General features: G+C 66.1%; 13 protein-coding genes. 7 read left to right on the top strand and 6 right to left on the bottom strand.

Annotated features, from left to right (window positions below; translation table 11 throughout):
- Positions 1-18 precede the first annotated feature (18 nt).
- Positions 19-2,499: a heavy metal translocating P-type ATPase gene (locus tag HALRU_RS01835; protein WP_015299718.1), complete on the top strand. Its 2,481-nt coding sequence runs from the start codon at positions 19-21 to the stop codon at positions 2,497-2,499.
- A 96-nt stretch (positions 2,500-2,595) separates the two neighbouring features.
- Positions 2,596-2,937 carry a hypothetical protein gene (locus HALRU_RS01840; RefSeq protein WP_015299719.1) on the top strand — a complete coding sequence of 114 codons (342 nt, stop codon included), beginning with the start codon at positions 2,596-2,598 and terminating at the stop codon, positions 2,935-2,937.
- Between the two features lie 100 nt (positions 2,938-3,037).
- Here HALRU_RS01840 and HALRU_RS01845 read toward each other — a convergent pair whose 3' ends face one another.
- Entirely contained in the window at positions 3,038-3,265 is a 228-nt protein-coding gene (locus HALRU_RS01845) for a hypothetical protein (protein ID WP_015299720.1), read from the bottom strand.
- 382 nt (positions 3,266-3,647) lie between these two features.
- Between HALRU_RS01845 and HALRU_RS01850 the strand changes: the two genes are divergently transcribed.
- Entirely contained in the window at positions 3,648-3,899 is a 252-nt protein-coding gene (locus HALRU_RS01850) for a hypothetical protein (RefSeq protein ID WP_015299721.1), read from the top strand.
- Positions 3,900-4,280: 381 nt separating this feature from the next.
- Here the strand turns inward: HALRU_RS01850 and HALRU_RS01855 are convergent, their stop codons facing one another.
- Positions 4,281-5,360, bottom strand: a complete 1,080-nt coding sequence (locus tag HALRU_RS01855) for an aminopeptidase (RefSeq protein ID WP_015299722.1) — start codon at positions 5,358-5,360, stop codon at positions 4,281-4,283.
- Between the two features lie 205 nt (positions 5,361-5,565).
- Between HALRU_RS01855 and HALRU_RS01860 the strand changes: the two genes are divergently transcribed.
- Positions 5,566-6,582 carry a threonine aldolase family protein gene (locus HALRU_RS01860; protein WP_015299723.1) on the top strand — a complete coding sequence of 339 codons (1,017 nt, stop codon included), beginning with the start codon at positions 5,566-5,568 and terminating at the stop codon, positions 6,580-6,582.
- 86 nt (positions 6,583-6,668) lie between these two features.
- Here the strand turns inward: HALRU_RS01860 and HALRU_RS16075 are convergent, their stop codons facing one another.
- Together HALRU_RS16075 and HALRU_RS01865 are read right to left on the bottom strand one after the other, a co-directional pair.
- On the bottom strand, positions 6,669-6,797 hold the full coding sequence (locus tag HALRU_RS16075; protein ID WP_007699826.1) for a DUF7859 family protein: 129 nt from the start codon (positions 6,795-6,797) through the stop codon (positions 6,669-6,671).
- Between the two features lie 629 nt (positions 6,798-7,426).
- The gene (locus tag HALRU_RS01865; protein ID WP_015299724.1) at positions 7,427-7,948 is read right to left on the bottom strand and encodes a metallophosphoesterase; all 522 of its coding nucleotides are present in this window, start codon (positions 7,946-7,948) and stop codon (positions 7,427-7,429) included.
- Between the two features lie 168 nt (positions 7,949-8,116).
- Between HALRU_RS01865 and HALRU_RS01870 the strand changes: the two genes are divergently transcribed.
- On the top strand, positions 8,117-9,064 hold the full coding sequence (locus HALRU_RS01870; protein WP_015299725.1) for a cation diffusion facilitator family transporter: 948 nt from the start codon (positions 8,117-8,119) through the stop codon (positions 9,062-9,064).
- 69 nt (positions 9,065-9,133) lie between these two features.
- Positions 9,134-11,311 carry an ATP-dependent DNA helicase gene (locus HALRU_RS01875; protein ID WP_015299726.1) on the top strand — a complete coding sequence of 726 codons (2,178 nt, stop codon included), beginning with the start codon at positions 9,134-9,136 and terminating at the stop codon, positions 11,309-11,311.
- 52 nt (positions 11,312-11,363) lie between these two features.
- Here HALRU_RS01875 and HALRU_RS01880 read toward each other — a convergent pair whose 3' ends face one another.
- Together HALRU_RS01880 and HALRU_RS01885 are read right to left on the bottom strand one after the other, a co-directional pair.
- Complete coding sequence (locus tag HALRU_RS01880) at positions 11,364-11,864, bottom strand: 2'-5' RNA ligase family protein (RefSeq protein WP_015299727.1); 501 nt, start codon at positions 11,862-11,864, stop codon at positions 11,364-11,366.
- Positions 11,865-11,968: 104 nt separating this feature from the next.
- Entirely contained in the window at positions 11,969-12,154 is a 186-nt protein-coding gene (locus HALRU_RS01885) for a DUF7554 family protein (RefSeq protein WP_015299728.1), read from the bottom strand.
- A gap of 132 nt (positions 12,155-12,286) precedes the next feature.
- Between HALRU_RS01885 and HALRU_RS01890 the strand changes: the two genes are divergently transcribed.
- A complete protein-coding gene (locus tag HALRU_RS01890; RefSeq protein ID WP_015299729.1) occupies positions 12,287-13,504 on the top strand; it encodes a DUF7343 domain-containing protein in 1,218 nt (405 codons plus the stop codon).
- Positions 13,505-13,723 lie beyond the last annotated feature (219 nt).

Consider the following 13,723-nt stretch of genomic DNA (forward strand, 5'->3'; position numbering starts at 1 on the left):
GGCACCTAGGCAGATTCAATGACTTCGACGGACGAGCAGCCGCCCGATTCGGACCCGGCTGTCGCCGAGTTCTCGGTCCCCGAGATGGACTGTCCCTCCTGTGCGGGGAAGGTCGAGAACGCGCTGGGGGGTGTCGAGGGCATCTCCGAGGCCGACCTGCGGCCGACGACCGGCTCGGTGTCGGTCGCGTACGACGCCGAGAATACCACTGATGCGGAGATTGCCGGTGCCATCGAGGGTGCCGGGTACGCGGTGACCGATTCGACCGACGAGCGTGCGCCGGCCGCTGAAGCCGGAGCGGGTGCAGATACGACCGGTGCGAACGACGCGGCAGGCGACGAGTCGCCGGCCATCTGGACGAGTTCGCGGGGGATCAAGACCTGGATCAGCGGCGTCTTCGTCGCACTCGGTCTCCTGTTCGAATTCTTCTTCCACGGAGCCAACGCCCAGGTCGGGACGCTCGTCGGGACCGACCTCTTTCTCGCCGACGTGCTCTTTCTCGTCGCCGTCGCCGTGGGTGGGCAAGAGATCCTTCGCGGCGGCTACTACTCGGCGAAACTCCGCAACCTCGACATCGACTTCCTGATGTCCGCCGCGATCGTCGGCGCCCTGGTCGCGAGTCTCGCGTTCGGCGAGGCGCTGTACTTCGAGGCCGCGACGCTCGCGTTCCTCTTCAGCGTCGCCGAACTCCTGGAGACGGCCTCGATGGACCGGGCGCGCAACTCCCTGCGGGAGCTGATGGACCTCTCGCCGGACGAGGCGACCGTGCGGCGCGACGGCGAGGAAGTGACGGTTCCCGTCGAGGCGGTCGACGTGGGCGACGTCGTCCTCGTCAAGCCCGGCGAGAAGATCCCGACCGACGGCACCGTCGTCAACGGCGAGCGCAGCGAGGGATCGGAGCCCGCTCGAGCGAACGGGAACTCCGTGAGCGCCGTCAATCAGGCGCCGATCACGGGCGAGAGCGTCCCCGTCGACAAGACCGAGGGTGACGAGGTCTACGCCGGGACGATCAACGAGAGTGGCTACCTCGAAGTGTCGGTCACCGCAGCGGCCGGCGACGACACGCTCTCGCGGATCGTCTCCATGGTCGAGGACGCCCAGGCGAACAAGACAGACCGTGAGCAGTTCGTCGAGCGCTTCGCGGACTACTACACGCCCGTCGTCGTCGCCTTCGCGATCGTCATCACGCTCGCCAGTCCCGCCGTCCTCGGGACCACGTGGCCGACGGCCGTCGTCTACGGCCTGACGCTGCTGGTGCTCGCCTGCCCCTGCGCGTTCGTCATCTCGACGCCCGTCTCCGTCGTCTCCGGCATCACGAGCGCCGCGAAGAACGGCGTCCTCGTCAAGGGTGGAAATCACTTGGAGGCGATGGGCGCAGTCGACGTCGTCGCACTCGACAAGACGGGCACCCTGACGAAGGGTGAACTCACCGTCACCGATGTCGTTCCGCTGTCCGACAACACCGAGGCCGACGTCCTCCGCTGTGCGCGCGGGCTCGAACGTCGCAGCGAACACCCGATCGGCGAGGCCATCGTCGACGCGGCCGACGAGGTCGGCGTCGCCGAGCGCGACGTCGCCGACTTCGAGAGCCTCACGGGAAAGGGCGTCCGCGCCGAACTGGACGGGACGACCCACTTCGCCGGCAAGCCCGGCCTCTTCGAAGACTTCGGCTTTGATCTCTCGCACGTCCACGCCGCGACCGACGGGGGTGTGGTCACGCAGACGGCGCGCGACCTGTGCGACCGGAACAACTGCCTCGACCTGCTGGAGGAGACCGTCCCCGAACTGCAGGCCGAGGGCAAGACGGTCGTCCTCGTCGGCACCGAGGACGAACTCGAGGGCGTGATCGCCGTCGCGGACGAGATTCGCCCCGACGCGAAACGGACCATCCAGCGCTTGCGCGATCTCGGCGTCGAGCGGACCGTCATGCTCACCGGGGACAACGCGCGGACGGCCGCCACCATCGCCGAGCGGGTGGGCGTCGACGACTACCGGGCGGAACTCCTCCCCGAGGAGAAGGTGGCCGCCATCGAGGAATTGATGGACGGCCACGACGATGGCGACGAGCACCGGTCGGTCGCTACCGGGACTACCGGCGGCGTGGCGATGGTCGGCGACGGCATCAACGACGCGCCTGCGCTGGCGACCGCTACCGTCGGCGTCGCGATGGGCGCCGCGGGGACCGACACGGCGCTCGAAACCGCCGATATCGCCCTCATGGGCGACGATATCGCGAAACTTCCCTACCTCTACGAACTCGCCCACGACGCCAACGGCGTCATCCGGCAGAACATCTGGGCCAGCCTCGGGATCAAGGCCGCGCTCGCGGTCGGCGTCCCCTTCGGGCTCGTCCCCATCTGGCTGGCCGTCCTCGCAGGCGACGCCGGGATGACCGTCGGCGTCACCGGCAACGCGATGCGCCTCTCGCGGATCGAGCCGGAGTCGGTCGAACCGAGCACGGTCGATCGGGAGTCGGGGCGAATTGATACCGTCCAGTGAGCACGGACCGTGTGCACCGTTCCGAAATCGCGCACTTAGCTGGTGGCCACGTACAGGGAACGATGTAGGGGCCAGGCCAGCGATGCCCCGATAGGAATGGCCACTGTCGAGACCGTCCTGTCGTCGATCTTCAGCACGATTCCCGAACTCCACGCCGGTCAGCTCGGACTGCTCGCCGGGATCATCGTCGGACTCCTCTACTGGCACGGCTTCCAACGGGAGTCGCTGGGTCTCCTCACCGGGTTCTACCTCCTCGCGCTTGGTATCGTCCCCGCATCGACGACGGGTCTGGCCGTCGTTCAGGTCAAACCGTGGTACTTCTGCACGCTCCTCGTCGGAGCCACGCTCGCGGCGATCTGTGTTCGGTCGCTGTGGTGCTGGCTTCCCCTGCCCGCTCGCTCGCGGTCGTCCTCACCCGTCGGTCAGCGGGAATTCTGACGGGGCAGGGTTGTCGCCACCGCTTCGAGAAACCGGTCGCGGTCGTCGAATCTGGTGGCCCTGAAATACACTGGGACCCTCGCTTGCCGCGTCCTTCGGGTTAGAAATCCACAGCGACGCGACACCCGCATGGATCGAGGACCTGTGTCGTCGGGCCGTTCATCGTGATCTGGAAGACGGGCCAGTGACACCGCGGACACCGTCTGTCGGTCGGCAGCGCCTCGTCGGGGACCTCGCTCATGTCGACACCCGCCAACTCCCGCGGATCGAGCCTCGTCCAGTCGTCGATCGCTGCCAACCCGTTTGGTGACTCGTCGCCGTCACTCATCTGCCCCTCCCGTCTCGAGGCGTCCGTTCGGCGGCCATTCTACACAATTATTTACGCTCGATAGGCATATATCTATTGACTGTGGCTGATCGAAATACTTCCGCGGAACAGCCGACCTGGACGAAAATTTTCGCCTCCGGTAGGCTAATATTCCTGTAGCGAACACGTGGGACGTGTCGGCATCCCTGCGAGGCATCACACTGGGGACGGATCGGCCTTCCATCCGATCCACTGCCGACAGTTTTGCGTCACCAACCTCGCCTTCGTCCTGTCGAACGGATCGCGCCCTCGATCGAACGTTCCCCGCATCCCCGTCGCCGACCGCTCGCGGAAACCGGGGCCTACAAATACGACGAGTCGAATGGTTCGAATAGAGACTCACATGTCGAGTATCGTAGTTCCGACCGGCGTCGCGCTCCTCGGCGGCGCCGATCTGACGTTCCTGGTGACGATCGCCGCGTCGGGCTTTCTGGCCCTGTCGGTGGTGTTCTTCACCGCCATCGCGGTCGGCCCGCACGTGAAACCATCGGCCCTCTCGGAGGACCAGAAAACCGCTGTCATCGGTCTCGGGGCCGCACTCGCCGGTACGACCTGGATGGTCGCCCTCCTGCTCGCCGCGAGTAGACTGAGCTGAACGCGACGACTGCCGAACCCCGTCGACGATCTGTCGTCCGACCCGCTCTCCCGTCAGTTTCTCACTTCTCCCCTCGTTCGATAGCCACTGCCGACTGTCGCGTTCGCGGTTTCGCGATTCTCACCCGAATCGCGCTACTCGCGGCTCGTTCCGTTCACCGCTCGTATTTTCGGCCTGACGGCCTCAAACCGCGCTACTCGTGGCTTCGCCGCTCGTTGTTCCGAGACCTTCGCTCACGATGTTCGCTCAGCCCTCGCTGCTCACGCCTTCGGCGTTCGCATAACCGCGGTTCTCACTTCGTTCGAACCGCGCGCCTCACGGGTCGTTCCTCCCCGTTCGTCTGTCCGAGATTCTCACTCGCTTCGCTCGTTCCGAATCCCGCTACTCAAACACAAACGTCCCGTTTTCCTGAATCGTCTCGCCGTCCACCTCGATGAACGAGTCCTCGCTCATGTCGACGATCATGTCGACGTGGACCGACGAGTCGTTGGCCTCGTTCTCGTCGCCGACGGTCTCGTCGTAGGCGCGGCCGACGGCCATGTGGACGGTGTCGCCCATCTTCTCGTCGAAGAGCATGTTGTAGGTGAAGACGTCGATGTCGCGGTTCATGCCGATCCCGAGTTCGCCGAGGCGACGGGCGCCGTCGTCCGTCTCGAGGACCTCGGTGAGGACCGCCTCGTTCTTTTCGGCCTCGTGGGAGACGACCTCGCCGTTCTCGAACTCGAGGAAGGCGTCGGTGACCTCGCGTCCCTGGTGGTACAGCGGCATGTCGAAGCGGACCGTTCCTTCGACGGAGTCGACGACGGGGGCGGTGAAGACCTCGCCGCCGGGGAGGTTGAACTTGCCGTGGTCGTTGATGGCCGCGTTGCCCGCGATGGACATCGTCACGTCGGTCTCCTCGCCGCTCACGATGTGCACCTCGTCGGCGGGATTCAGGAGGTCGACGAGCTGTTCCTGGTGCTCGCGCTGGTCGTCCCAGTCCTTGTTGACGGCGTCCCAGACGAAGTTCTCGTAGCCTTCCGTACTCATCTCGGCGAGCTGTGCGTTGCCGGGCGAGGGGTACTGGGTGAGACACCAGCGCTTGCCCAGTCGCTCCTCCATGATCGGTCGGTACGCCTGCTGGTAGGCGGTGTTCGTCGCGGGCGGGACGTCGCTCGTCTCGGTGGCGTTCGGCCCCGCGCGGACGGCGATGTAGACGTCGGTCTCCTCGATGAGGGCGAGTTCGTGCTCCGGCGTCTCGAAGTCCTCGCCGGCGGCTTTGAGGTGTGCGCGGCTGGTTCGCTTGCCGGCTCGTTTGACCGTCCAGAGTGGCTTCGCCCCGGCGTCGCCGATCTCCTCGAAAAGGGCGACGACGAGGTCCTCGGCGACCGGGTGCGCGTCGACGACGACGGTGTCTCCTTCCTGCAGATCGACCGAGTGGTTCGCGATGACGGCTGCGTGTTCGCGGATACGCGGATCCATGGGCGTCGGTTGCGCCAGCGGTCGCATACCCCTTTCGTTTCGATGGACCGGCTGCCGGCGTAACCACCGTCCAGGTATCCGGCCCTGCTGGCGCCGCCCGACGGGTGTCGAGCGGCTACAGAGACGATCAGTCGGGCGGTTCGCGTCACTCGGCGAACGCGGCCGGGAACGGCCCTTTTTTCTCCGGTCGGTGGGTAGGGAGGTCATGATCGACTGTCGCTCCGACACCGTCACCACACCCGACGAGCACATGCGCGAGACGGCCGCGTCGGCCGACGTGGGCGACGACGTCTACGGCGAAGACCCGACCGTGAACGAACTCGAACGGCGCGCCGCCGAGCGCGTCGGGATGGACGCCGCGCTGTTCGTCCCGACGGGGACGATGGGTAACCAGATCGCCGTCCGGGTCCACACCGAACGCGGCCAGGAGGTCCTGACGGATCGCAAGAGCCACGTCGTAAAGTACGAACTCGGCGGACTGGCCCAGCACGCCGGGTTGCAGGTGCGAATGCTCGATACCGAACGCGGCGTCCCCACACCGGAGCAGGTGGCCGCTGGTTACGTCGACGAAGACCTCCACCGACCGGGGACCGGCCTGCTCACACTCGAAAACACGCACAACGCTCGCGGTGGCCTCGCCATCGATCCCGACGCCATCGCCGCGGCGGCCGAGGCGGCCCACGAGCGCGACGTCCCCGTCCACTTGGACGGCGCACGCGTCTTCAACGCCACGACGGCGCTGGACGTGCCGGTCACCGATATCACCGATCACGCCGACTCGGTCATGTTCTGCCTGTCGAAGGGCCTCGGCGCGCCCGTCGGTTCCATGCTGGCCGGCGACGCGGACTTCATCGAGCGCGCCCGGCGCACCCGAAAACTCTTCGGCGGCGGGATGCGCCAGATCGGTATCGTCGCCGGTCCCGGCCTCGATGCGCTCGAGAACGTCTCCGATCTCGCGGCCGATCACGACCGTGCCGACCGGCTCGCAGCAGGCCTCGCCGACGTCGACGGGTTCGACGTGTCCGATCCGGAGACGAACATCGTCCTCGCCGACGTCGCTGGCACCGGCCTCGACGCGGAGAGCGTCCTCGAGCGACTGGAGTCTGCCGGCGTCCTCGCCACGCAGTTCGGGCCGACGACCATCCGATTCTGTACCCACCGCGATCTCGACGACGCCGACATCGAAGCGGTGATCGACCGGGTGACGACCGCGTTCGAGTAACGACGCTGGTGCTGTTCAGCCGGTGATTTCTGCGTTCGATGGTTCTCCTCGGCCGGTCGGGGTGTCACTCGATCGGATTGCGACGATTACTTTTCCAGCCCGTCGCGGAACTCGAGGACGGTCCGTCGGAGGAGCAAGTAGGTAAAGAAGATCAGGGTGAGCAGGATGACGACGATCGCGATGATCACCGGATCTTCGGTTATCGAACCCAACATACTGGCCTGTACAGTCGGGGGTGGGAAAGCTGTTTCGAAGCCACCAGTCGTGGACCAAACCCGCCGTCTCGCCCACAACCGGCTTCCGGCGGAGCACCGCCGTGGCTCACCCACAACCGGTTCCCGGTCGAGCAGCGCCATGGCTAAAAATCGCGTTTTACCTTGGCGGAGTTATATCTCTCGGGAGGGTGTAGCGATCGTATGCCCTGGTCGGCCCTCGCCGGTGAGCTCGATCGGGGCGTCCCGTGTCCGGGGGTCTACCTGACATCCACTGGTTCCCGTCGGCGTCTCCCGGCCGGACCCGTCACACCGTGTCGAGTCCGGTAGCGGCCGACGGCGAACTGTCCCACCGTTCACCGGCTGTGTGACACGGCTCGCCCGGGCCGTGTCACTGCGACGACGCGTCGGCCCACCTCGCCTGCCCAGCCCTCTCCGGTGGGCCGTCGTCCGACGAAGTCCCCGCTGACGCCTGCTACCGTCGTGTCCTCCCCGACGCCTGTTGTCGCCGAGTCCTCGCCGACACCTGCTATCGTCGAGTCCTCACAGACACCTCTTGTCGCCCGATGCAAGACACACGTCTCTGTATCCGATCACTACCGCGACGAGAAACCGCTTGTACCCAATCGGCGTTATCGATCGTCGGCGACGGCGCTCGAACACTCCTCGATCAGTGTGCTGTCCGGCTCGCGAACGCTCACCTGCAACTCGTCGTCTTCGCGTGAGACCGTCGCGAAGCCGGGGCGGTTCCCACGCGGCTGGGCGTGACTGCCGGGATTACACAGGACGACGTCGTCCGTTTCGACGAGCGTCGGCTGGTGTGAGTGCCCGAACACGACGACGTCGGCGTCGTGTTCCCGGCCGAACAGGGCGAGGGCGGTTTCGCCGCCGTTGGGTCTGTGGCGTACCGCGAGGCGGATTCCATCCGCTTTGACGATCCGGTCCGTCGGGAGTCGATCCGTGATGGCCGGTTCGTCGACGTTGCCCGAGACGGCGAAAAGTGGAGCCGAGAACGCCTGGAACGCGTCGAGTACCGACTCAGTCTTGAAGTCGCCGGCGTGGACGATGGCGTCGGCCTCGCGCGCCGCGACCAGGGCGTCGCCTTCGAGCCCGTGTCCTTCGGTCCGATGCGTATCGGAGAAGACGGCGATCATGGGGAGTGTTCACTGGCCGACCAGAGGGATCTTTCGGTTTGCAGCGATCGTTCGATTCGTCCCCTACGACGGCGAGTGTCGGTCGACGCTCGATTCGCCGTTTTCGGCACATACCGGCGCGCTTCGAGACGCCCACGTTTTTATCACCGCCCTTCGTACGAAACCGCGATGGCCAATAGCAGATCCGTTGTGATCGCCGCGCTGATCGCCAACGGGATGATTGCCGTGATGAAGTTCATCGGCTACCTCCTGACGATGAGTCCGGCGATGCTCTCGGAGACCTACCACTCCATCTCCGACACCGGCAATCAGGTATTCTTGCTGATCGGGTTGCGCTACGGGGCCCAGGAGGCCGACAGGCAACACCCGTTCGGCTACGGCAAGGCCCAGTTCTTCTACAGCTTTCTCGTCAGCGTCATCCTCTTCGGCGTCGCGGGCCTCGAAAGCGCCAGACACGGCTACAACGCGCTGATGCACGGCTCGCACGCCACGATGGGCCAGACCCCGCCGCTTCCCGTCGTCGGCGCCGTCGACGGTATCTACGTCAATTACGCCGTCCTCCTCGGGGCAATCGTCTTCGAGACCTGGGCACTGAAGAAGGCGTACGCGGGGATCTCCGCCCAGATGGACGAGCACGGCTGGGAGACGCTCCGCGAGGCCTTCAGGAAGACCAGCGACGTGACGACGCTGACGGCGCTCACCGAGGACGCCGTCGCACTCGCGGGCGCAGGGATCGCGCTCTTCGGCGTCTACCTCTCCCGGACGACGGGGGACGAAGTCTACGACGCGGGTGCTGCGCTCATCATCGGCTTCCTGCTCATGGGCTTTGCTGTCGCACTCGCCTGGCAGAACAAGCGCCTGCTGCTCGGCGAGAGCCTCTCGCCCCAGGCCGAGGGGGAACTCCGTGAGATCGTCGCTACCGCCGACATCGTCCGCGAGGTCGTCGACTTCCGGACCGTCTTCTTCGGCGCCGAGGAGTTGCTCGTGACGGCAGACGTCGCGTTCGAATCCGACGTCGACGCACTCGACGAGCGAATCGCCGAGATCGAACGCGACCTCAAGGCCCACGACGATCAGGTCAAGCGCGTCTACCTCGAACCCGATACCGGGGCGTGAACGGGGCTGTCACGTTGGGAGTCACCCTCGGACGAACGCTTTTATCGCATGCGGCACCTATCACCGTCCGTGTCAGACTCGGCCGACTACCTGCGCTTTTTCCCGTACGACGAGCCCTACGAGAATCAGCGGGAGGCGATGGACCGGATCCACAACTCGCTGGTCCGGGGCCAGGACGTGCTCTTCGAGGGCGCCTGCGGGACGGGCAAGACGCTCTCGGCGCTCGTTCCAGCGCTGTCGGTCGCGCGCGAGCAGGACAAGACGGTCGTCATCACGACGAACGTCCACCAGCAGATGCGCCAGTTCGTCGCCGACGCTCGCGCGATCGTCGAGACAGAAGATGTCCGCGCGGTCGTCTTCAAGGGCAAGGGCGCGATGTGTCACATCGACGTCGGTTACGAGGAGTGCCAGACGCTCCGAGACGCCACTCACGACCTCGTCGAGACCGAAGCGGAGTACGCCGAGCTCGAACGCCGCCAGGAGGAACTCTTAGAGCGGAGCCAGGATGGCGACGGAGCAGCCGCCGAAGCGCGTGCGGCCGTGATGGACGAACTCGACGCGCTCGAGGGTGAACTCGCGGACCTGGACGATCGCAACGTCTGTTCGTACTACCACAACAACCTCACCGACCCGGACGTCGAGGCCCGATTTCGCTCCTGGCTGTTCGACGACGTCCGTTCGCCGGAGCAGATCTACGAGTACGCCGAGCAACGCGAACTCTGTGGCTACGAACTCCTGAAGGACACCGTCGAGGGAGTGGACCTCGTGGTCTGTAACTACCACCACCTACTCGATCCCGGGATCCGCGAGGCATTCTTCAGCTGGCTGGGTCGCGATCCCGAGGACGTCATCGCCGTCTTCGACGAGGCGCACAACCTGGAGAACGCCGCCCGCGAACACGCGAGCCGCGAGTGTTCGGAGCGAACGTTCACGTCCGCGATCGAGGAACTCGACGACAGCGACGATCCGAGGGCGGCACCCGCCCGAAACGTTCTCGAAACGTTCCGCGACACACTGTGCGAAATGTACGAGGGCTCCTTCGAGTTCGGAGCCCGAGAGCAGGTGGGCGACAACTGGCGTGACGTCGCCATCGCGAACGACGACCGCCGTGACGACCTCACCCTCTCGTTCCTCCAGTCGTACGCCGGCGAGGGTATCGACGACGATCTGGAGGCGGCCGCCTCCCTCGGTCGGGACCTGGACGAGGAGTACGAGGAGGCCTACCGCAACGGCGAGCGCGAGACGCGCACCGAGTGCCAGACGCTGCAGGCGGCTCGTTTCGTCCGCGCCTGGATGGACGAGGGTGGTGCCGCCGGCGTCTACCCCGTCCTCGCCGTCCGTCGAGACGAGGGGACCGACGAGATCTACGGCCGTGCCGAACTCTACAGCTGCTTGCCGACAGGCGTGACCGGCGCGCTCTTCGACGACCTCTCGGCGGCGGTCCTCATGAGTGCGACCCTCCAGCCGTTCGACGTCACCGAAGCCGTTCTGGGCATGGACGATCCGGTCACGATGGCCTACGGACTGGACTTCCCCGCGGCAAACCGTCGAACCTACGCCGTCGAGACGCCGGCGCTGTTCGCGAGCGAGCGCGACGATTCCGACGTGCAGGACACCGTCGCGACGACGATCGCGAACGCCGTCCGGATGACGCCCGGCAACACGCTCGCCTTCTTCCCCAACTACGGCGAAGCAGACCGCTACGCCGACCGAGTGGCGCCGCTCGTCGACGCGACCGTCTATCGCGACGAGCCCGGGGTGGCCGTCGAGGACATCCGGCAGGAGTTCGTCGCCGACGACGACGGCCTGCTCTGTACCTCGCTGTGGGGCACCCTCGCGGAGGGCGTCAGCTTCGACGGCGACGACGCACTCTCCGTCCTCGTGATCGGCGTCGCGTATCCGCACTTAGACGAACGCGCCGAGGCGGTCCAGGAGGCCTACGACGCCGCCTTCGACGGGACGGACACCGGCTGGCGCTACGCCGTCGAGATCCCGACCGTCCGGAAGACCCGCCAGGCGCTCGGTCGCGTCCTCCGATCGCCGGACGACGTCGGCGTGCGTGCCCTCCTCGATCGGCGCTACTCGCGTCGGGCCAAGAGCGATCTGGGCACCTACAGCGTCAACGGTACGTTCCCGATGGAGACGCGCGAGGAACTGCTCGACATCGAACCGCAGAAACTCACCTTCGCGATGCGCAACTTCTACGCGGACCACGACGCCTACGACGGCGACCCGCCCGCACCGTGAACTGGCGGTGCGTGGGGTAGTTGGGTCACGAGCGGACCGATCGCCGCCTTTCTCAGGCCGGCAGCGAGACCCGACTCACCGGGAGTCGGCGCTGTCCGTCGAAGAACTCGAGTTCCGATATGGTAAACCGGATCGGGTCGATCTCGCGCTCGGCCAGTCGTCGTGCCGCCTCCTCGTCGCCACCGCGCGCCAGCGTAATGTGCGGGACGTAGTCCTCGCCTTCGAGTTCGGCCACAGGATCGAAGACGTCGGACAGGTCGGCGTGGATCCGTTCGAGGCCGGGGCTCTCGATGGCGAAGTAGACGACGGGCGCGGAGCCGACGGGTGGGTCCGCGAAGTACTCGACGCCCGTCACGGCGGCTTCGACGGCCGGGGCACCCGCCAGTGCGCGGTGGGTGCGCCGCTGCAGGGCGTTCACGTCGGGGGCGTCGCCGAGGCGCTTGACGAGCAGCGAGTGCGTCTCGCGGACGCGGTCGAACCCGTGGAGGTCGGGATAGAGCCGACTCGCGAGCTGGCGCACCCGGCCCGGGACGGGAGCGTTGACGCTGTACACACCGGAGATGGTCGTCCTCGATCAAAGAGCGTGGCGGTTCGCGGGCGGGCGAGGGACTGTTGACAGTAGTCCGGGACTGCCGGTCGCGCCGGCAGTGGTCGATCCTATATTCGGTCGAGCAGCCAGAGCACGATCACCAGTGCGATAGCGAGCACAACGACGGTACTGACGAGATCGGCGATGAATCCGACGACTGGACCGACGATCTCGAGGACGAGATACACTGCGATCAGCAGGAGGACGAGCTTCAGCAGTGTCTCGACATCGAGTGACGCGCGTGTTCCGTTCATGCGCCGTTCCTTTCGAGGGGGTGGTCAAAAAACCACCGTCGATCTGGTTGGGCCACCGAAATGACTGTCCCTGTCAACGCGTGGCAATCGATTACAAAACAATCTAATGGGCGGGGGTGTCACCTCTGTGTGATGGCCGGTTGGCCGGTTCGTGGTGTGCAGGTGCTGTGCGGTGGTGTGCTGCTCGCGGCGCTCGTGGTGGGCGCACTCAGCCTCGGCTCCGTCTCGGCCCTCGCAGGCGCCGCCCCGACCGCGACTGATGGCGCTGTCGTCCCGGCGGACGACTCGCTCGGAACAGGTGCCAAGTGGCAGCCCCAGGCCCAGTCCAACGAGACGGAGCCGACGCTGGTAACGGGGTTCGATCGAGTCGAGACGCGAATCGAACTCCTCGAGAACAGTTCGGCGTCGGTGACGGTCACGTACCGATACCTCCGTTCCGATAACGCCTCGGCGGCCGAGTGGGAGAATATTCGATCCAACGTTTCCGCGTCGCCGAGGAGCTACCTCGCCGGTGAGCGCGCTCGGTGGAACGACACGGTCGCGGCCGGACAGAACGCGACCGGTCGCGAGATGGACGTCTCGGATTTCGCAATTCGGACCGAGGAGGGAATGACGCCGCAAGCGTACGGCGACGTGATCGTCACGTTCCGCTGGGCCTCGTTCGCCCAGGTCGAACCGAAGTGGATCGGCGCTGGCGACGCACTGTCCCGGTTCGCTCTGGAGGACCGTGCCACGCTCCGGATCCAGTGGCCCGACGGCTACGTCCTGCAGGACGCGAGCCCCGACCCCGACGACACCGATCGGCGAACGGTCGTCGGCTGGCACGGCGAGGAGACGGATTTCCTCGAGGACGAACCCTGGATCGAAGTGATCCACGAGGGAGCGCCACCCGAGACGGCCGGCGCTGGGCCCGACTCGTCCCGATCGATCCTTCCGTTCGTCATCGTCGGACTCACCATCGCTCTTCTGGGCGTCGCCGTCGCGTGGTGGTTCCGGCGCTCTGACGCCGATCGCGGCACGGACCCGGCGGTGGACCCACCGGTGGCGCCGGCAGACGAGCCGTCGGTGGCCCCACCGCCCGATCTCATGAGCAACGAAGAGCGGGTTCTCTCGCTCTTGCGGTCGAACGGTGGCCGGATGAAACAACAGACGGTCGTCGCCGAACTCGACTGGACCGAGGCGAAGACGAGCCAGGTCGTCGGCGACCTGCGCGACGGCGGGGCGGTCGAAGTGTTCCGGCTCGGTCGGGAGAACGTCCTGGCGGTGCCGGATCACGAGCCGGGTTCGGCGGTCGACGCCGAGACGGACGCCGGTGAGCCGGCTGCTGACGACGGAGAAGACGCGGAGTGATTCGCCGGTTGCTCGCCTGTACGGCGTCCGATTGCTGGAACCGAGTCCTTTAAGCCGGTCTGGCGTGTGGACTATTCCAATGTCCCTCGCGTCTCGCTCCGGGTTCGATCCCCAGGGGAGCGACGCGACTCGGCGACCGCGAGCGTTCCGACCGGGCCGTTAGGCCCACCTCTTACTCACTCCCTCGATACCGGTGTTGCAAATTCTCTAGCGTTGGAT

Origin of the sequence: Halovivax ruber XH-70, assembly GCF_000328525.1 — an archaeon.
GTDB lineage: Archaea > Halobacteriota > Halobacteria > Halobacteriales > Natrialbaceae > Halovivax > Halovivax ruber.